Below are 18,532 nucleotides of genomic sequence, written 5' to 3' on the forward strand. Positions count from 1 at the left end.
CTCAGAGGCTCAATGCTTTGCAGGCACGCTCAAGCAGACAAAACATGTTACAGCTAAATAAGGCCAGTTAACACTAGGCTATAAACCTTATGAAAAGATTAAATGGCGTTGTAGCAGCCGGCCATTCTGAAACTGCTGATGCAGCTGTCGAAATATTAAAGGCTGGTGGTAATGCCTTCGATGCCGTAATCGCCGCTATGCTTGCCGCCTGTGTCGCCGAACCGGTACTGGCCTCCCCAGGGGGAGGGGGATTTCTGACCGCTCGGGCTGAAGGCCGATCACCACAAGTATATGACTTCTTCGCCCATACACCAAAACGCAAACAGCCACTGGAGGATCTCGATTTCTATCCGATCGAGGCCAATTTCGGCACGGCACGGCAAACCTTTCATATCGGCCTGGGTTCAATCGCCACACCAGGATTCATCCGTGGACTGTTTCTGATTCATCAGCACCACTGCAGACTCCCCCTGAGCGAACTGTTCCAACCTGCCATCACCCTCGCAAGAGAGGGTGTTGTGCTCAACCACTTTCAGAGTCTGATCACCCAGATCATCGGCCCTATCCTGCGTGCAACCCCGGCTGTCATGTCTTTAAATGAGTCCCCGGCAAACCCAGGGCAGCTGATCACCGAAGGTGAACTTCATCGCCAACCGGATCTGGCCGATTTCTTTGATGCACTGCAGCACGAAGGGGAGAGACTCTTTTATAATGGGGAGGCTGGCCAACAGCTGGTCAGGGACTGCAAGACCCAGGGTGGCCTGTTGCAGATGGAGGATCTCAACGATTACCAGGTCATCCTGCGAGCACCGTTGCAACTCAATTACCGCGGCACTGAGCTGTTCACCAACCCACTCCCTTCACTGGGCGGAACATTGATCGCATTCTCTCTGGGTTTGATGGCAGAAAATTCATCACAGACATCCACCAGCGACCCTGAATCCTCATTGAGACAACTCGCCCGTTGTATGAAACTTACCCAACAGGTCAGGCAGGAACGCTTCGATTCCATGGCTCAAATTCTCAACCCGGATATTGCCAAGGCCTACCACCGGCAAATGGACAACGGGGGCCTATCCACACGAGGGACTACTCAGATCAGTATTGCAGACACCCAGGGCAACCTCGCCAGCATGACCCTCTCCAACGGCGAAGGCTGCGGTTATATCATCCCACAGAGCGGCATCATGATGAACAACATGCTGGGTGAAGAGGACCTGAATCCCGGCGGTTTCAATCACTGGCAGGAGAACAGCCGACTGGCATCGATGATGTCACCAACCCTGATCATTGAACGGAACGGCGATGCTCTGGTCACCGGCTCCGGTGGCTCCAATCGTATCCGAAGCGCAGTGTTGCAAATCATACTCAACCACATCGACCACCATATGCCACTTGATGCGGCGGTCTCCAAACCACGCATACACTATGAAAACGGTCTGCTGAGTATAGAGCCCGGTTATGATGAAGCCGCATGCCACGCACTACTGGATGAGTTTCCAGAGCAGCAGCTCTGGAAGAGAAAGAACCTCTTTTTCGGTGGTGCCCATAGCGTCATTCTCAAATCCAACGGCATACTGGAAGGCTCCGGCGATGAGCGACGGGGTGGAGTCTGGCGCCAACTTTTCAACCGATGACAAGCACGGGTCACGGATCATCAGGCTAACTACCCCGGTGGGTTTATCACCGTCCCAACAGATCCTGCTTGAGTGACTTGGTAACAGGCCTCTCTCCCAGCCAAACTTTCAGTAGCGCTTGAAAAAAATCGACCCCTGGAATCACGCCTTTTTCAACACCCTTGATCTTCACCCTGGTACCTCTATCGGGAAAGTAGTCCAACTCAATCACCTCTCCCTCTGTCAGAGTTTCAAACCATCCGTTAAACTGATCCAGTCGTTCAGCAAGTTGAGACAACTGCCGTTCGTCGAGGTTTGCACTGAAGCCGTCATTCCAACCCTGAACGAACTTCTCCCGTTCAACCTTTGAATAGAGCATCCTCATCTCCACTCTCGCAGCAGCCTCACTCTGCACAATCTCAGACCCCTGATTACTCTTCTGTGGCAGATAGAGCGCTGCAACATAGATATCGAAAAAGAACTTCTCCCTGACCCCTGCACCATTCAACTCAAGTGTCACACCGTCCTCAGCTCGCTCTATCCTTTCATCCAGATTGATGCCTGCAACATCTTTTGCGACTGCAATTGATAAGAGAGACAAGAGCCAACACAGCAGCAATAACCGTTTCATATTTTTTTCTCCTTAAACGCTCAACTGTTTCAAATCTTGGCCGATAGATGCCTAAATTCATGCCCGATACGGAAGCTATGGAGTTAATTTGGGGTAACTCATGATGCGCAGCCACCAGGTTAAGCTGAATATAGATTGCCTGACAGATACAACCAAGAGCAAATAAGACTTTTGATCGATAGATGACTCACGTCATATACCAATGATCCAAAACAAGGTAGTAATCCATGACTGTATCAACATCCGGATTTTAACTGACACTGAACCTTTTCCACGTTCAGATGAAAGAAAAAATAGACTTTTTGTAAAAAAGCCAGTAAAAAACGGTCGTTTTATGTTTACCTATTGAAAAACTGTGTTATTTTTAACACACAACCTACCCACTATTGTAAGAAGGAGCAAACCACATGGTTGCTAAGAAAGCCGCTAAAAAGACCGCTAAAAAGACCGCTAAAAAAACTGCAAAAAAGAAAGTTACTGCTAAGAAAGTAGCTGCAGCACCACGCCTGAAAGCCATCACAACCAAGCAGACCAAGACTCAAATCTTAAGCACCATTGCAGAAGAGACCGGTCTATCCCGCAAAGATGTGGCGGCTGTATTCTCCTCACTGAACACCCTGGTTACCCGCCACTTACAGAAAAGAGGTTCAGGTGAATTCACGATTCCGGATAGCGGCATCAAGGTCCGTCGCGTTGTAAAACCAAGAACCAAAGCCCGCATGGGACGCAACCCGGCAACCGGTGAAGCGATCAAGATCGCAGCCAAACCTGCAAAAACCGTTGTAAAGCTGACTGCTCTGAAAGCACTGAAAGACAAAATCTGACCATTCAGTCTGCTGCCGTTACCCAGGTGTAACGGCAGCAACAAACTACCTCAAACACCCTCATTGGTGCGCTCTTCTGAGCACCCCGCACTACTCCGGCAATGAAATCTCCAGCTCATCACCCTGCTGCTGCAGCTTGAGATGCTTTAGAAAGCTCATACCCAATAACACTTCATGCGCTGGCATATTAGGCAGTATCGACGCCTTTACATTCTGCATTGTAATCGGACCGAGCTGTAATTGATCGATCTCAGTCAACCAGCTCCTCACCACCCCATTGGCGGTTCGGCTCTGACTCGGCGCACCGGGCTGAAGCCCAGCCTTCTCAGCCAAAGATGAGGATACAGCGACCAGGGTAGCGCCGGTATCCAGCAAATAGACAACATCGACACCATTGATCTTACCCGGCGCCACATAGTGACCGGCGCGATTGCGTTTCAGCACCACAGAAGACTCCCCCTGGAGATTCGTGGTCACACTCAGCTGCCGATTGGGGTTGTTTTGGCGCTCCAGCCATTGAGAAAACAGCAGTGTAAGCATCGCCAGCATCAGTACCCATGCCGCAATGATCATCCAACGACCGAAATTCTGTTGTTCACTCATAACTCGGATAGACCGTTAACAGACAAATTTGTTTGGATCGGTTAACTTTTTTGATTTGGCCCGGTTCTGTTCTCCCGGCAACCAAGTATGTCGTATTCAGGGCCTGCACACTCATAACATAAGGTGGCTTTTTGCAATTTCAACCAGCGAATTGGGCATCACCATTCGGCAGACAGGTCCCGGTGCGCATAAGAGTTATCTGGAAGAGAGAGTATCAAGGTGGCAAAAAGCTGCCGGGCAGAGCAGTTGATGAGCGGCAGGCGACGACCCCAGACTAACCACCTGCCGCTAAGAAATACCGAGTCTGATTTTATCGACGGTAGCCTCGGTTAGGTGACTGCGAACGCATTTTACTTGAAAAGTGCTGTCGATAGTAAGCCAATGCACTGTTACCGTTCGCAGCTACATCGAAGACCTTCCAACCAGACTCACTGCGATAGAAACGAAAATCGATGTTGGCCGGGTAACCACCTGCCTGCAGGATACCAACGCGCACTTTCACTTCATTTCGGCCTGACGACCTAGGACGATAGAAGCGTACATCCTGATTGTTGTAGTCACCCAACCGCTTAGCCAGGGTGCCCAGTAACAACTCTTTGACCTGCTGACCAAGCTCCGCTTTCTGTTGCTCCGTCATATAGCGCTTCATAGGACCAGCCGCCCAATCGGCCATATAGTCAAAATCGAAATAGGGGGCGATCTCAGTTTCTAAAAATGCCGCGATTTTCTGGGGATTTTGTTGATCTGATTGACGCATGAACTTAAGCAGCTTGGTCACCCCCTCTCGCAATATCATCCCTGGTCCCACTTCCTGCTGCATGGTTGCAGCTCCGCCTCGATAGGCAGGTGAGTGGCCATAGCCTGGCATTGCCTGAACACCGCTCGATAGCAGCAAGCCGAATGCCGTCAAACATATCAGGGTTCTCTTCATAATCATCCTCCGGTGGTAGTTTGAGATCATCTTTGTGACCTGATGGCAGGTTGCCTAGTCAACCTGCCAAAAGCAAGTTTTTTAGATCGATTTAACAACTGATAAAACACGAATTCGCTAATATTATTAAGGTCCAGCCACAGCCCCAATAGACGCATCCAATCCCTAAATTCTGTCAGTGATTATTTAGGAACTGTTAACACTAATCCAATAGGCCCTAGTAGATATCTACAATCTTGAGCGGTTATAGATACCCTTTACCCTAACCACACTCGACTCGATTACCTCACCCAATCGAGAATATAAGACTGCCGCTCAGTCTCAACCAGCTTCTCATCGACACGATGGGTATCACGAAAGTTGAACTCCACCGCGAAGCAGCCACCGAGTATGCAAACGATCTGCCCCAAGCTGATCTTCTCAACCACAGCTAAACGAATCTTGCTGACAGGGCCAGGAATAGAGAAGCGTCAGCTTTGGCCCATGAACAAGCATGAGGCCCGATCGGTCGGGTTCAGATCATCATGGCAGGAGAAGGTGATCAAATACCAAGCCATAGGGTTGCTGTTCGAACCCGGGGGCTTCAGTTTTCAGGATTACAACCTTCAGCGAGCTCTCAGAAGCCACCAGAATTTGAACAACTGGCGACAAGGATTAACCCCGGATATCCTGCAAAGTTAAAAATTACCTTGTTGGCGCCGAGGTTTAGTTGCTTAAAGCAGCATGAAACCGACCCGGGTAGCACAGATCAACCATCTCAGGGCTTGATCAGATCTCCCTTAAAGTCCTGAAATTGTTAATTTGTCGGCAAATCCCTACCATACACCGACCCATATCCCAAATCTCATCCCTATTTCACTACATTGAAGAATCAATACGTTTATACTCACAGCATAACCCTAAGGCAATGGAAGCCTTAAGATCCAAACATGGTAGTATTAAGCTCTGTCCAGCGAGTTACCCGGCAGTAGACTCGAGGACGGGGCTTAGCCAGGGAACGGGGGTTACAACTCTTCTCCGGTCGTGCTTTTGATTTCAGCATACCGGTAGAGGCCGACTTGAGAGTAGCCGTAGATTTATTTGAAGCAATGTATCAGGGAACGTCAATGCCAGGACAACTCCGGATCCTCATCATTGAAGGATCCGAACGCATATATGGATTTATATGCCAGGCCCTGCGTCGCAAGGATCTCAATGTTCTGACCCGTCGCATCGAAACCCGTGAGGCGCTGACACAGGCATTGGAACAGAGCGATTGGGATCTTATTCTCTCCAACACCGATAACCCCGGATTCAATCCTGAAGATGCGCTGAAACTTCTGAGCGAAAAACAACTGGATATCCCGCTGATTCTGGTCTCTGACAGTATTGGTGAGGAGAAGGTTGCCTCGCTGCTCAAAGCGGGTGCCAATGACTATATCAACCTCAACAATCTGACCCGTCTGGTACCCGCAGTTGTACGGGAACTGAAAGAGGCCGCGGTACGTCGCGAGGCGGAAAAGACCAAACAGGCCCTGCGTCGCAGTGAGAACCGTTACCGCCAACTGGTGGACCACTCCCCGACCCCCATACTCTTGCTGCAGAATGAGCGGATCGTATTTCTAAACGAAGCGGCCAGCCAGGCACTGTCGGCCTCACTTGATCAACCTCTGATCAATAGACCGGCTGATGAGCTGTTCATCGATGCCCCCGCCGCATTGCTGACTTCACGGTCCGCTAAAACCAGTACAGAGCAGGACGATCAACCACTGCAAACCACCCTAAAACGTGCAGATGGGAACACCATACAGACTGAGGTGTTCATCAGTCCGGTTGAATATGAAGGAGCTCCGGCCATACAGTTGGTATTTACCGATATCACCAACCGCAAGGAGTCGGACGCCAAGCTGCAGCAGGCGGCACAAATCATCGAACACACCATGGAAGCGGTGCTGATCACCAATATCGATGGAACCATTGAATCGGCCAATCCCGCATTCTCAGAGATCACCGGCTATACCCAACCGGAGATCATCCGCAACCATCCAAGACTGTTGATTTCAGCCAAACACAGCCCGGAATTTCTCAGTGAACTCTGGGATCACGTCAGATCCACCGGCTCCTGGCGCGGCGAACTGTGGAACCAGCGCAAGAACGGTGAGATATATCCGGTATGGATGACCATCAGTTGCGTTCGAGACCAGCGTGGAGAGGCACTCCACTATGTGATGGTCTTCTCCGACATCACCAGTCTGAAGCAGACCCAGAGTCAGCTCGAACATCTGGCTCATCACGACTCATTGACCAATCTGCCAAACCGGCTGCTGTTCGAGGACAGACTGGAGCACGCCCTGGCACAGGCCAAACGTCAGAAGAGACAGCTTGCGGTACTGTTTCTGGATCTGGATCGATTCAAGAACATCAATGACAGTCTCGGCCATGCGATGGGTGACGAACTGCTCAAAGAGGTCGCCAAACGACTGCAGAACATCTTACGGGACGATGATACTGCGGCCCGACTGGGTGGCGACGAATTCACGGTACTGGTGGAGAATCTGGAAGATCCCAGCCAGGCAGCCGTGGTCGCTGCCAAGATCCAGGACAAGTTCAAGGCCCCGTTCAAGATCGCCGGTCGCGAACTGCATGTCACTGCCAGCATCGGCATCAGCATCTTTCCTGAAGATGGCAGGGATGTGGCCGACCTGACCAAGAACGCCGATGCCGCGATGTATCAGGCCAAAGAGCAGGGGCGCAACAACTACCGATACTACACCTCTGAACTGACCCGCAGCGCTTTCGAGCGACTGCTTTTGGAGACCGAGCTTCGCAGCGCCCTCAAAGAGGATCAGCTGCTGCTCTACTATCAGCCGCAGATCTCACTGAAAAATGGCGAGATGACCGGCGCCGAAGCGCTGCTGCGCTGGCACCATCCTCGCTTGGGGATCATTCCTCCGGCCCGCTTCATCCCCCTGGCCGAGGAGTCGGGCCTGATCCATGAGATCGGCAACTGGGTTTTGAACGAGGCCTGCCAGCAGACCCGTTACCTTTATAAACAGGGTATTTTCCAGGGGCGCATGGCAATCAATCTGTCAGTCCGACAGATCATGCAGACCGATCTGATCCTGCGATTCGAGCAGATCATTGCCGAGTCGGGCTGTCCGCCGGATATGCTGCAATTTGAGGTCACCGAGGGAATCTTCATGGGGCAGATGAAGAACTCCGTACCAGTGCTGGACGTTTTCAAAAAGCTCGGGGTATCGATCGCCATCGACGATTTCGGCACCGGCTACTCCTCCCTCTCCTATCTCAAGCAGCTGCCGATCGACAAGCTCAAGATCGACCGCTCCTTCATCCGCGACATGCCTCACGACAGCGATGCGGTTGCAATTACACAGGCGATTATTTCTCTCGGCAAAAACCTTGGATTAAGGATAACCGCCGAGGGCATCGAGACGATGGCACAGCAATCCCTGCTGCAGAAGATGGGTTGTCAGGAGGGCCAGGGATATCTCTACAGCCCGCCGGTTCCCGGCGAGGTGTTCGAACAGATGCTGATGGAAGGCAGCAGAACCTTTCACCACCACTTCTCCAACTACGGCAGTTAAACAGCCAGCCAAAAGGCTTTGCTTGTCTCATCTACCGGATTCAGCATCGTCAACAGAAACCACCTCTTCATCCGGATTCCGATCCGACACCACCCAGTGCAGCGCTAGAAATACGACTGTAAAAATATGGGTAAGAAACTCACGTACCTGGCTTCACAAATCAGGCTAACAGTTCAACACTAACCAGCAACACTTTGATATATAAATCATTAGCGCATATGAGAATTCGCAACCATATGCATCCTTATAAGGACTCTTTGACAAAAGCAATATCCACAACCTAACTAGGGCCTGTTAACACTAATCTAAAAACTTAGTTTTTATTCTCTACACTATGATTGTGACTATTGGAGCTTCATGCTGTCCAACATCTTTTAAATAAGCACTTGAGAATCAACCATGTCAGAGCTTATCAATAATCGCCGACGCAACCTGATACTGGGCGGTAGTGCCGGCCTGCTTAGCCTACCCTGCTACGCCAAACAGCTATTAACCCCTCGCCAGTCAGCCGGTCCATTTTACCCCGACCTTCCCATGCTGGACGATGATAATGACCTGACACAAATCTCCGGCATGAAGGGTATTGCCAAAGGCAACATTGCCGAGATATACGGCAAGGTAATCGATATCAACGGCAATCCCCTGAGCGGCGTTATCGTTGAAATCTGGCAGTGTGACTTCAATGGCCGCTACCGGCACAGTGAAGATGATCACTCAACACCCATGGACCGAAACTTTCAGGGATTTGGCAGAAACATAACTGACGATCAGGGGCGCTACCGCTTTCGCACCATCCGGCCAGTACCCTACCCAGGCCGTACTCCTCACATCCATGCTGCCGTTTTCCGTGACGGCATGAGACCCTTTGTCACTCAGATATATGTGGCGGGAGAAGCGCAAAACAGTGAGGATTTTCTGTTTCAACGGATTCCCAGCATACTCAGGCCGATGGTGCTGGCTGATTTTCGCCCGACTGACATTGGCATAGTAGAACTGATGGCAAACTTTGATTTTGTGCTGATGGATGGATTTGCCTAGAGCCTGTTAACATATATTCCACAACCAATACCAAGCTGAAACGATTGTACGATGATATCTTTAATAATCATATTCGGAGCTCTGATACTGATTGCAGGTCTTATTATCCTGATCAGCCCGGAAATCATTTTAGATTACCTAAAGAACAATCAGGATAAGCCGTGGCTTCACATCCTGGCTGTCACTGTCAGACTGATCCTGGGAATAGTTCTGATCAGCCAGGCAGCACAATCGAAGTATCCCTTGATCATTGAAATCCTCGGCTGGCTGTCGATTGTTGCCGCCGTTGTGTTAACCGTAGTCGGTCGAAAAGGATTCCACAGATTGATGGCCTGGGCACTATCCATTGCAAAGAGTTATGGCCGGGTTGGTGGCCTGATAGCCACTGCATTTGGCCTATTTCTGATCCATGCCTTTGTGTAACCATGCCTAGCAGCACCGACACTGATCGTCTGAAGCTACTTGCCGAAGAGAATCAACATCGCTCCTGGGTCGATTACGGATCAGCCAAACCGTCACACCCCCTGTTAGACCGGTACATAGCCAGTTACACCTACTCCATAGGCTCTCTGCACGAGCAGGAAGCCAAACTGATCACTCGTGCCTATCCCACTGTAATGACCCAACTCTACTTCGAGTTTTCTGGTGGACTGAGTGAAATACGTGGACAGGGACACGGTTTTGCCCAGCTAAAAAGACCAGCCTCAGCCACTACAAAATCAGAAGCAGGCTACGAAATTGCTAAACGCACCTACATCAAACTGGGTCTGGGGCAATGGTTCGATATCTATCAACTCGCCAGTAAGAAACAATCCAGGCCGATCAAGAACCTTAAAGTGGACCTCTATCCGATAACCTTCTACGAACTCTTTCAATATGCTCCTAGAGAGTTCGACCAAGAAGACCTGCAACTGGCCGATCTTTTAGGTCAAACCACCAGCAGCCTGATGTTGGAGGAGATGGAAGCCGCTGATACCGGCCAGGCGTTGATCGCGATAGTTGAACGCTACTTCCTTCAACATCTGTGGCAACAGATCAACAACCAACGCCTCGAGATCAACAGCATCTCACCATCAGACAGCAACAGTCATCTGACCACTACTGCCAAGGGTTTTACGCCACCCCTTCCAAGCCTGCAACAGAGCCTTTCCGAACAGGCGCAATATTATCAAAAGAGTGAACGCTGGCTGCAAAAACGCTACGCAGAAGTCTATGGCATGTCTTTCAAACAGATCCAGAGCAACCTGAGATTCCAGCAAACCCATCAACAACTTTGGTATACCTTATCGAAAGGAGAGTCCATCAATCTGACTGAACTGGCCTATCACAGCGGTTATTTTGATCAGGCTCATTTCATCAAGGATTTCAAACGCTACACCGGCATGACACCCGGCCAATACCTCAAAACAAATTTTGACCAACAGAGCCAATATCTCTGGTACTGGTGATTTCCGGTTCTCTCTTGCGCATGAACAGGGGCCATTGATTACGGATAATCACCAGAGCAAAGACAATCAGCACAATCGTCTGAATACTCTTTGTCTGTTGCGTCATACTCAGCATCTCCTGAGATAGATTGACAACAAAGTGAAACAGAATCGCCACCAGGATACTGCGCTGATTGATATGACAGACCCAGCTGATGATCACACCCAATACTGCGGTACTAACATAGAAATTAACCGCATACCATGGGCTAATCTGGTAGATCTCATATTGATACGATTCATTCACCCACAACAGCGGCAGATGCCAGGCAGACCAAAGCAGTCCGAACAGCAGTGAAGCTGAAAGAAAGCTTCGCCCTTTCTCAAGACTCTCAAATCCATAACCCCGCCATCCCAACTCCTCAAACAGGGCGGCCAGAAACAGCAACAACAATACCGGCACAAAACCACTGCTGAACGAAAACGCCTCCGAGACCTGAAACTGATCGACAGAGCCACCAACACCCAGCGAGACCACAATCGACAACAGCACAGAGAGCGGCATCAATATCAGGGAAAGAAGAAATACCCCGGGCCTGATCAGTCTGAGACTGAACAGACGACATTTGAAATCCCTACGCAACGCATCCTCCGGCTGCCGCCATATCAACACAACAGCAACCATCGCCGGCACCATCAATCCAAGCAGCATGGGCAGCATATAGTAATCCATCCATTCAGCTTGGAAGCTCATGACACCGCCCACACTCCAGAAGACTCCTGTACCTGCAAACACCGTCAGAAAATATTTTTTCGCTTGATAGTTAAATCTTTCACTCATTGCCACATCCTCTCTATCAAAAATCGGGTCGCCAGAAAAACATGCGAAGCCGGGTTAAAACTCATAAAAGATGCCAGCGTAGAGAGTCCACTGATCCTGCCTGGTGGTTAACGGACTGTCATTGATCTCATCCGTCATCCATTGGTATTCAGCACTGGCAATCAACGAGTATCGGTCATTGAAACGCTTCACAGCGTTGACACCGGCAAACAGGTTGTAACTCTCATCCGCCGTGTAGACTGGACGCACCGAAGTCGCCTCATCCGCAGTCACGCCAAAGTAGTAGTCGGTCTTCTTTCGGCTCCAGTATTCCGCTCCACCAAACCAGTTGACCATGTAGGTCGAACTGGTCAGTAACGAGCGCTCATACTCAAGCCGACCAGTGAATCCGTTATGCGTATCGGAAATATCATGCATCAGCTTGGCCTTGGTCTGTCCGCCCAGCAGACTCACCTCATAGACCAGACCAGCCTCCCAGGCCTGATCCCTGTCCCGCATGCCCTTCAGCGCATCACTGTCGTCGCTCTCATAACCATCGAAGGTACGGCGAACCTCCAATGCCAGACTCTGAGTCTCCCCCTCAAAGAAGCGATAACCGGCATCGATTCCCTGCAGATAGAAACGGTCATAATCGACCAGCAGAAGCGGCAGCAGATAGTAATCCTGGCCGACATCCTCATAAAAACTGCTATTGGCCGAGGCCACCACGCCGAATTCCACTCGCTGCTCTGCAGCAAGGGAAACACTCATGGACAGAGAGAACAGCCCCATCAGGGCCAGGTGTTTTTTCGGATTTTGTAACATGGCTTTTCTCCTTCAATACTCCGATGATGGAAAAAGCATAAATCCCCACTCAGGATAAAAATTGTAAAAACCCGAACAGATGAAAAAAACTGGCACGCTGGGAATAACCCTAGCTAGGGATATCTCCAATACACCACCATATGGATTAACAGCTAGGATGGAGGTCCTTAAGATCGTTTTGTGGAGACCCGATCATGTCAGATTCAGCAGGTGGTGTTGGCGGATCTTCTGGCGGTTCCGGTATTGGTGGTGATAGTGGCATGGGCGGGGGATCTGACAGCAGCACATCAGAGAGTATCGGCGGATTGAATTCCGGTATTTCCGGTATCGGAAACTCTTTGGAAGATTCCAAGACCTCCTGCCACAGCTCCACAGGCTCCAATCTGGCAAACAGCCCAACGACTGCAGATACTCTTAGCCAGTCAGCAACCACTGCAGATCTGCTCAGTAGCGCTCCCACAACGGCAGAGCAGTTAAGCACCGCACCAACGCCAGCAACTCAGTTGGCCGGTCAAGCTCCAGCACCAAACGACAACAGTGGACTGACTGATCAAGCCGAAGCCGGCCTGCAGGGTCTCTCAGCCTTGGCTGCGAGAGAAGGCATTGGCGCCGAACGTGCTCGCAACGGATACAATGCAGCCGTATCCCAGATGGACCCTAAAGATGTGCAGGGCCGAACCGCAGCCAAAGCCACAGCACGAGCAGCAACACCGCCTGCCACGCGCACTGTGATCGAAGCCACACGACCTGGACTAGGGCCAAAGCCCGGATCAGTAGCCTCTGCCAACAAAACCAACATTGGAGCCAACCAGCTGGCTGGCAGACTGGGCAACATCGGTAGAGATTTTGCCGTGGCCGGCGTCGCCCTCGGTGCAGCCCGCATTGCCACAGCCGACAACAAGACCGAAGAGGCTGCCCGGGTTGCCGGGGGCGCACTTGGGGGTATCGCGGCCGGGTCACTGGTCGGTGCTAAGTTGGGTGCCCTGGGGGCCAATCCTATCACCATTGGCGCTGGTGCTGTCATAGGTGGGATCGTGGGAGGCATTGCCGGCGAAAAGGCTGTGGATGCAGCCATAGGCTGGGCTAAAAGCTGGTTTTAGAACCTCAAACAGTGATTCCTGGTAGAGTAAGCGAGTATGGAACTGGTAAAAATAGATAGAGTCAGAGAATCACTGATCAATCAACACACCACTCCAGCCAGAGAGTATCAGTGGCAAAGCCTGAGCAAGGCCACCATCAGCCGTGCAACACCGACACTGTTTGATGAGCTTTCAATTATTTTCGATACTCCGGATGGTCCGGTTTATGTAACAGAGGTGGATCCGGGATTTGTCCCTTTGATTGATGCACTCTCCTTGGATAAGCAACTTCCTGATGACTGGTATGTTCAGGTAGAAGCCGGGGCTATCTTTACGCTTTCCCTACCAAGCAGTAACTGAGTCCTAGTAGTTGGCCCGGACAGGCCCTAGGTTAATATCACTCTGATCTTAACCCTTCAATCAGTTTGATTATCTGTAATTCCAGCCCTTCCGCTCAAACAGGAGAGGTAAGGGATTCATGCGCCAGATCTTCATGTTGTGTCTTCAGGAACCGGGTAATCTCTTCCGGTTTTTTTGGTTTACTGAAAAGGTAGCCTTGGGCAAAGTCGCAATGCTGATGTGCCAACATATCGAACTGCTCTTCAGTCTCGACACCTTCCGCAATAACTTTCAGGCCCAAACCATGCGCCATGGCGATCGCAGCATTGACTAACTCATGATCGGTAACATCGACGGTAATATCATTGATAAAGCTGCGATCGATTTTCAATACATTGAATGGGTAGCTGCGCAGGTAACTTAGGGAAGAGTAGCCTGTACCGAAATCATCCATGGCGATACTGATACCCAATTTGCTGATTGCGGTGACCGCTTCATCCACATAGGAGAGGCCACTCATCAAGACACCTTCGGTTATCTCCAATTCGAGGGTTTCGGGAGCGACTTTCAGATCAGTGATTACCTGCTGTATAAAAGCCACCAGATTCGGATCTCTGAATTGTCGCGGTGACAAATTGATGGCAACCGTGAATGGCCCAGAGACCAAGCGACGCCACTCGACCGCCTTGGCTAGCGCCTCCCTGATTACAAACTCTCCAATAGGCACAATCATACCCGTCTGCTCTGCAACGGGAATGAAATCCTCTGGGCCCACCTGACCCAACTTAGGGTTCTTCCAGCGAAGTAGCGCCTCCACACCAATCACCTGTCGATTACTGATTGAGACCTGTGGTTGATAGACAAGGCTGAACTCTTTGCGGTCCAGAGCGCCATGAAGTTGCTCCTCCAGCTGAAGTCGCTGTGAAAGGTTTCGATTCATTGAGTCGGTAAAGTAAGAATAGGTGTTCCGCCCCAACGCTTTGGAGTGATACATGGCCGAATCGGCGTTACGTAACAGTTCCGAAGGCTGCTTGCCATCATCAGGATAGACAGCGATACCGACACTGGTGGTCAATAGTAGCTCCCTATTATCGATACTGAATGGTCGACGGAAATCATCGATCAAATGCTTCACCACTGAGTTGGCATCCAATGGATCTTCAAGTCCGGCCAGTATGATGATGAACTCATCGCCTCCCAGCCTGCCGACCGTATCACCCTGGCGAATGGATTGCTGAAGGCGTTCTGCCGCCTGAATCAAAAGGGTATCGCCCATCTCGTGGCCAAGACTGTCATTAACTTTCTTGAAGTCATCCAGATCGATAAAAAGCACAGCTACCCGGCTGCCGTTCCGGTCAGCCTCTTTCACCAACTGCCCCAGCCTGTCGAGACTCAAAAATCGATTCGGCAGTGAAGTCAGGCCATCGAAATGGGCCTGCTGCAGGATCTTCTCAGCCTGCTTTTTCTGTAGAGTGATATCTTCTTTAATCGCGAGATAGTGAAAATCACCTCCAGCTCTACCAGTCACCGGGGCGATATAAACATGCTCCCAGTAGATCTCACCGTTTTTCTTACGATTCTGAAGCTCACCCTGCCAAGTCCGTCCGCTCGTAATGGCATCCCAGAGCTCATTGTAGAGCAGCTTCGGCGTCAGATTCGATTTAAGGATGCTGGGCTTTTGTCCACGCAGCTCTTCAGCACTGTAACCGCTGATCTTCTGTAACGTAGTGTTGACGTACTCGATCTTGCCGTTTTTATCCGTAATCATCACTGACACTGGGCTCTGCTCAACGGCTTGTGACAGAAGATGAATCTGCGCCTGAGCTGTTTTCAACTGGGTCAGGTCCACATCGACACAGTACATCTCCGGTGACCCATCCTTACCACGCAACATAACATGACTGGAGAAGACAGGAACCTTCGAACCGTCAGCCCTTTGCAGAGTTAATTCAGCTGAAGGGATAGCCTCGCCGCCTTGCAGCCAGGCCTGGGTCTCTTTAACAACCTGTGTACGCATTGGTTCCGGGATAATCAACTCTTCAAGCTGTTGACCCAACGCCTGCTCAGCTGGGTATCCATAGAGCTGCTCACTGGCCTTGTTCCAGTAAATCACTTTACGCTCTTCGTTATAGCCCTGTACGGCAATGGCGTCGGTAGACTCAAATATCCTGCGAAACTTTGCTTCGCTCTCGGCAAGCTGGTTACGGGCCCTGACCACTTCAGATATATCCTGAGCAATAACAAGTATCTGGTTATCCCCATCCTGATCTTTCAGCGGCTTTTTGATCGACCGGTAATTACGGATCTCACCGGTTACAGCGTCCCTGCTATCTTCGTAGACGATCTCTGTTTCACCCTTGGCCATGATGTCTAACACATTCTCCCGCATTTTCTCGGCCAGCTCTGCCGGGACACCAAAATCATGATCCGACTTACCTACCATCGCTTCCGGTTTTGTGTCGTAGAGGTCCGCTACAGCCTTGTTACAGAGCAGGAAGTCCCCCTTACCATCTTTAAGTACAAATACGTCGGGTAATTGATCGATAACATTCTTGAGCAGATTCTCACTACGCCTGAGGGACTGTTCTGTCTCATGCCGCCGGTCTATTTCACGTTGTAACTGCCTGTTCCACACCAGCACAAGCATAATTAGAACCGCCAGGCCGAGAGATATCTGTATGACCAGGCCATAGTCGGTCTTCTCCACATATTTTGTACGCACCCAGGCCTGCTGGATCTCCTGCCTCTCAGTTTGAGATATGGATTTGAGTGTCTTATTGATGATTGAAAAGAGTAGTGGACTATCTTTATCGACAAACAGCGTCAGATCCATGATAACTGACGTCTTACCCACCACCTTGACGTTATGCATCCCCATCTCAGCAATGTGATAGCCGGCCAGGGCCATGGTCGCAAGCAAGGCATCGAATCGTCCCTGAGAGACACCTTCAAGGCCTTCCTGGATATTCTCCACTTCAATAAAACCTATATCCGGGTAACGTTCGAACAGATCCGCTGTGTAGCCGTAATCCTTGATGATCGCGATATTGCGATCGTCAATGTCCTCAAGCCTTTCAACAAAATTCTGCCGGTAATCCATGATGATGACGATCGGATTCCGGCTATAGGTCTCAACCGGATTGAAATGCTGATTGAGGATGGCATCAGCCGCATCGCCGGAAATAACCGAAACCTTACCTTGCGCGGCGCTATCCAGGGATTCAGTCCAGCTTGAAACGGGAAGGGAGACGAACTTTAGTCCAGTCTCGCGTTCGATGACGTGAAGGTAATCGGCCACCATCCCGATATAGTTGCCATCCTCGTCAAAGGCTTCATAAGGTAACCAGTTGGGATCACCCGTGAATCTGACTGTTTGATTTCGGTCAATCCAGTTCCTTTCTGCTGAGGTTAGCTGAAGACCTGCAGCCGGGCTCGCCATCTCGGATGAGAGATCCGCATCAGCGAAAGTCGTTGTCAGACTTGAAAAGAGCACACCCAGAAAGCAAAAAAAAGAGAGTTTATTTATTTGATTTATCAATCACTTAACCCCTTCGATACCGATCATACCAGAGATCATTCCAGCTAAACCAATCTGAGAGTTGATGTAATCCCTTATTCTTAAGTATACAGGCTAGATGGCGGCAGTCAGGAAAGGAGCATCCAGGTTAACTACCGCAACTCATCACTGCCCTCAGGGCTCTGGTGACCAAACCCCGGACTTGAGAAGAGTTAATGTTTTGTCTATGACTACCTCGCAGTTGATCCGAGGCCACAGCTTGTAGGAGGGGGGTGGGCTGTTGTGGCTTTTTTCTTCGCTCCCTGTGCTGAAGGCGAAACTATCTGTTGGTCTGGTCTTACATCGATACGATATTTCCTGTTAGCTGAGAAAATCTCTCAGATCTCTACCATCACCCCCTCTCGCGCTAATTCAAAATGTGGATCCCCTTCCCTTCCCACATCATGGCTCTGTCTGGCTTCATCGAATGCCACCTCCAGATCCGCATCACTACGGGTTGGTTCGTGATGGGTAAGGAATACCCGCTTCACCCCTGCCTCCCGTGCAGCCTCAATACTGGAGGCAAAGGTGCCATGCCCCCAACCTTTGCGACTGGGATACTCGGCTTCGGTATAGGCCGTATCGATCACCAGAACATCGGCATCACTGAAAAATTCGAGTACCCTGCTCCGTTGCTCATCCACCATCTGCTGGTAATCGGGGTAGTCCGGATCTTGTTTGTTATAGATGTTATACGGCCACTCATGGTCACCGGTAAAGACAAACACCTTGCCCTCACATTCCAGACGATATCCGAAATTGAGTACCGGATGGTTTAACAACATGCTACGTACATTGACCCCACCGACCTGTACGCTCTGACCCTCTTGAATGTTCAGATAGCTCATGCTGGCGTTGAGTTCGGCCTCACGTACCGGAAAATAGGCATATTCCATCTGTCTGGCCAACACCTCACCGATATCCCGCTGGGTAATGGGGTCGGCAGCGCCATGTATGGTGACCTCGTTTCCCGGTACGAAAATAGGTAAAAACATCGGCAGGCCCTGAATATGATCCCAGTGAGTATGGGTAATAAAGATATGGACCTTGAGGGGAAACTCGGGAATCAGACTTTGACCCAGAGGAAAAATACCTGTTCCACCATCCAAAATCAGCAGTTCGTTATTCTCGCCACGCACCTCGATACAGGTGGTATTGCCCCCATAATGAACGGTCTTGGGTCCGGGTGCCGGAATCGACCCACGCACACCCCAAAATTTAAAATGCACTTTGCTTATCCTTTCCCACTGATACAAAAC

Annotated in this window: 16 protein-coding genes; 8 read left to right on the forward strand and 8 right to left on the reverse strand. The window is 50.4% G+C overall.

What is annotated here, in order from left to right; genetic code table 11:
- The first annotated feature begins 89 nt into the window (after positions 1 to 89).
- A complete protein-coding gene (locus A3193_RS14960) occupies positions 90 to 1,637 on the forward strand; it encodes a gamma-glutamyltransferase family protein (protein WP_069015187.1) in 1,548 nt (515 codons plus the stop codon).
- Between the two features lie 46 nt (positions 1,638 to 1,683).
- Here A3193_RS14960 and A3193_RS14965 read toward each other — a convergent pair whose 3' ends face one another.
- Positions 1,684 to 2,247: a chalcone isomerase family protein gene (locus tag A3193_RS14965; RefSeq protein WP_069003467.1), complete on the reverse strand. Its 564-nt coding sequence runs from the start codon at positions 2,245 to 2,247 to the stop codon at positions 1,684 to 1,686.
- A gap of 407 nt (positions 2,248 to 2,654) precedes the next feature.
- Here A3193_RS14965 and A3193_RS14970 point away from each other — a divergent pair, with 407 nt between their 5' ends.
- Positions 2,655 to 3,071, forward strand: a complete 417-nt coding sequence (locus A3193_RS14970) for an HU family DNA-binding protein (RefSeq protein ID WP_069003466.1) — start codon at positions 2,655 to 2,657, stop codon at positions 3,069 to 3,071.
- Between the two features lie 90 nt (positions 3,072 to 3,161).
- Here A3193_RS14970 and A3193_RS14975 read toward each other — a convergent pair whose 3' ends face one another.
- The 3 genes from A3193_RS14975 to A3193_RS20925 form a co-directional block, all read right to left on the reverse strand.
- Entirely contained in the window at positions 3,162 to 3,674 is a 513-nt protein-coding gene (locus tag A3193_RS14975; RefSeq protein ID WP_069003465.1) for a retropepsin-like aspartic protease family protein, read from the reverse strand.
- Between the two features lie 310 nt (positions 3,675 to 3,984).
- Positions 3,985 to 4,605 carry an MlaC/ttg2D family ABC transporter substrate-binding protein gene (locus A3193_RS14980; protein ID WP_162272453.1) on the reverse strand — a complete coding sequence of 207 codons (621 nt, stop codon included), beginning with the start codon at positions 4,603 to 4,605 and terminating at the stop codon, positions 3,985 to 3,987.
- A 281-nt stretch (positions 4,606 to 4,886) separates the two neighbouring features.
- A complete protein-coding gene (locus tag A3193_RS20925) occupies positions 4,887 to 5,015 on the reverse strand; it encodes a hypothetical protein (protein WP_268804247.1) in 129 nt (42 codons plus the stop codon).
- A 696-nt stretch (positions 5,016 to 5,711) separates the two neighbouring features.
- On the opposite strand from A3193_RS20925, the gene A3193_RS14990 reads away from it, so the two are divergent.
- From A3193_RS14990 to A3193_RS15005, 4 genes are all read left to right on the forward strand, one after another.
- Positions 5,712 to 8,189 (forward strand): EAL domain-containing protein, encoded by a 2,478-nt coding sequence (locus A3193_RS14990; protein ID WP_069003462.1) that lies wholly within the window; start codon positions 5,712 to 5,714, stop codon positions 8,187 to 8,189.
- 399 nt (positions 8,190 to 8,588) lie between these two features.
- Complete coding sequence (locus A3193_RS14995) at positions 8,589 to 9,227, forward strand: dioxygenase family protein (RefSeq protein ID WP_069015188.1); 639 nt, start codon at positions 8,589 to 8,591, stop codon at positions 9,225 to 9,227.
- Positions 9,228 to 9,278: 51 nt separating this feature from the next.
- Positions 9,279 to 9,650 carry a PigN domain-containing protein gene (locus A3193_RS15000; RefSeq protein WP_069015189.1) on the forward strand — a complete coding sequence of 124 codons (372 nt, stop codon included), beginning with the start codon at positions 9,279 to 9,281 and terminating at the stop codon, positions 9,648 to 9,650.
- A gap of 2 nt (positions 9,651 to 9,652) precedes the next feature.
- Complete coding sequence (locus tag A3193_RS15005; RefSeq protein WP_069015190.1) at positions 9,653 to 10,675, forward strand: helix-turn-helix domain-containing protein; 1,023 nt, start codon at positions 9,653 to 9,655, stop codon at positions 10,673 to 10,675.
- Here A3193_RS15005 and A3193_RS15010 read toward each other — a convergent pair.
- Both A3193_RS15010 and A3193_RS15015 read right to left on the reverse strand, forming a co-directional pair.
- Positions 10,629 to 11,495, reverse strand: a complete 867-nt coding sequence (locus A3193_RS15010; protein ID WP_069015191.1) for a CPBP family intramembrane glutamic endopeptidase — start codon at positions 11,493 to 11,495, stop codon at positions 10,629 to 10,631. The genes A3193_RS15005 and A3193_RS15010 overlap by 47 nt on opposite strands.
- A gap of 54 nt (positions 11,496 to 11,549) precedes the next feature.
- Positions 11,550 to 12,299 carry a MipA/OmpV family protein gene (locus tag A3193_RS15015; protein ID WP_069015192.1) on the reverse strand — a complete coding sequence of 250 codons (750 nt, stop codon included), beginning with the start codon at positions 12,297 to 12,299 and terminating at the stop codon, positions 11,550 to 11,552.
- A gap of 194 nt (positions 12,300 to 12,493) precedes the next feature.
- Here A3193_RS15015 and A3193_RS15020 point away from each other — a divergent pair, with 194 nt between their 5' ends.
- The gene (locus A3193_RS15020) at positions 12,494 to 13,399 is read left to right on the forward strand and encodes a hypothetical protein (RefSeq protein ID WP_069015193.1); all 906 of its coding nucleotides are present in this window, start codon (positions 12,494 to 12,496) and stop codon (positions 13,397 to 13,399) included.
- 36 nt (positions 13,400 to 13,435) lie between these two features.
- Positions 13,436 to 13,738 (forward strand): hypothetical protein, encoded by a 303-nt coding sequence (locus tag A3193_RS15025; RefSeq protein WP_069015194.1) that lies wholly within the window; start codon positions 13,436 to 13,438, stop codon positions 13,736 to 13,738.
- A gap of 94 nt (positions 13,739 to 13,832) precedes the next feature.
- Here A3193_RS15025 and A3193_RS15030 read toward each other — a convergent pair whose 3' ends face one another.
- Together A3193_RS15030 and A3193_RS15035 are read right to left on the reverse strand one after the other, a co-directional pair.
- A complete protein-coding gene (locus A3193_RS15030) occupies positions 13,833 to 17,255 on the reverse strand; it encodes a bifunctional diguanylate cyclase/phosphodiesterase (RefSeq protein WP_141694560.1) in 3,423 nt (1,140 codons plus the stop codon).
- Positions 17,256 to 17,611: 356 nt separating this feature from the next.
- Entirely contained in the window at positions 17,612 to 18,502 is an 891-nt protein-coding gene (locus tag A3193_RS15035) for an MBL fold metallo-hydrolase (RefSeq protein ID WP_069015195.1), read from the reverse strand.
- Positions 18,503 to 18,532: the final 30 nt, after the last annotated feature.

The organism is Candidatus Thiodiazotropha endoloripes (genome assembly GCF_001708965.1).
Lineage (GTDB): Bacteria > Pseudomonadota > Gammaproteobacteria > Chromatiales > Chromatiaceae > Thiodiazotropha > Thiodiazotropha endoloripes.

Bases quoted from the DNA above. Each gene is read 5' to 3' on its own strand.
- A3193_RS14960 (WP_069015187.1), top strand. From the start codon at position 90: ATGAAAAGATTAAATGGCGTTGTAGCAGCCGGCCATTCTGAAACTGCT.
- A3193_RS14965 (WP_069003467.1), bottom strand. From the start codon at position 2,247: ATGAAACGGTTATTGCTGCTGTGTTGGCTCTTGTCTCTCTTATCAATT.
- A3193_RS14970 (WP_069003466.1), top strand. From the start codon at position 2,655: ATGGTTGCTAAGAAAGCCGCTAAAAAGACCGCTAAAAAGACCGCTAAA.
- A3193_RS14975 (WP_069003465.1), bottom strand. From the start codon at position 3,674: ATGAGTGAACAACAGAATTTCGGTCGTTGGATGATCATTGCGGCATGG.
- A3193_RS14980 (WP_162272453.1), bottom strand. From the start codon at position 4,605: ATGAAGAGAACCCTGATATGTTTGACGGCATTCGGCTTGCTGCTATCG.
- A3193_RS14990 (WP_069003462.1), top strand. From the start codon at position 5,712: ATGCCAGGACAACTCCGGATCCTCATCATTGAAGGATCCGAACGCATA.
- A3193_RS14995 (WP_069015188.1), top strand. From the start codon at position 8,589: ATGTCAGAGCTTATCAATAATCGCCGACGCAACCTGATACTGGGCGGT.
- A3193_RS15000 (WP_069015189.1), top strand. From the start codon at position 9,279: ATGATATCTTTAATAATCATATTCGGAGCTCTGATACTGATTGCAGGT.
- A3193_RS15005 (WP_069015190.1), top strand. From the start codon at position 9,653: ATGCCTAGCAGCACCGACACTGATCGTCTGAAGCTACTTGCCGAAGAG.
- A3193_RS15010 (WP_069015191.1), bottom strand. From the start codon at position 11,495: ATGAGTGAAAGATTTAACTATCAAGCGAAAAAATATTTTCTGACGGTG.
- A3193_RS15015 (WP_069015192.1), bottom strand. From the start codon at position 12,299: ATGTTACAAAATCCGAAAAAACACCTGGCCCTGATGGGGCTGTTCTCT.
- A3193_RS15020 (WP_069015193.1), top strand. From the start codon at position 12,494: ATGTCAGATTCAGCAGGTGGTGTTGGCGGATCTTCTGGCGGTTCCGGT.
- A3193_RS15025 (WP_069015194.1), top strand. From the start codon at position 13,436: ATGGAACTGGTAAAAATAGATAGAGTCAGAGAATCACTGATCAATCAA.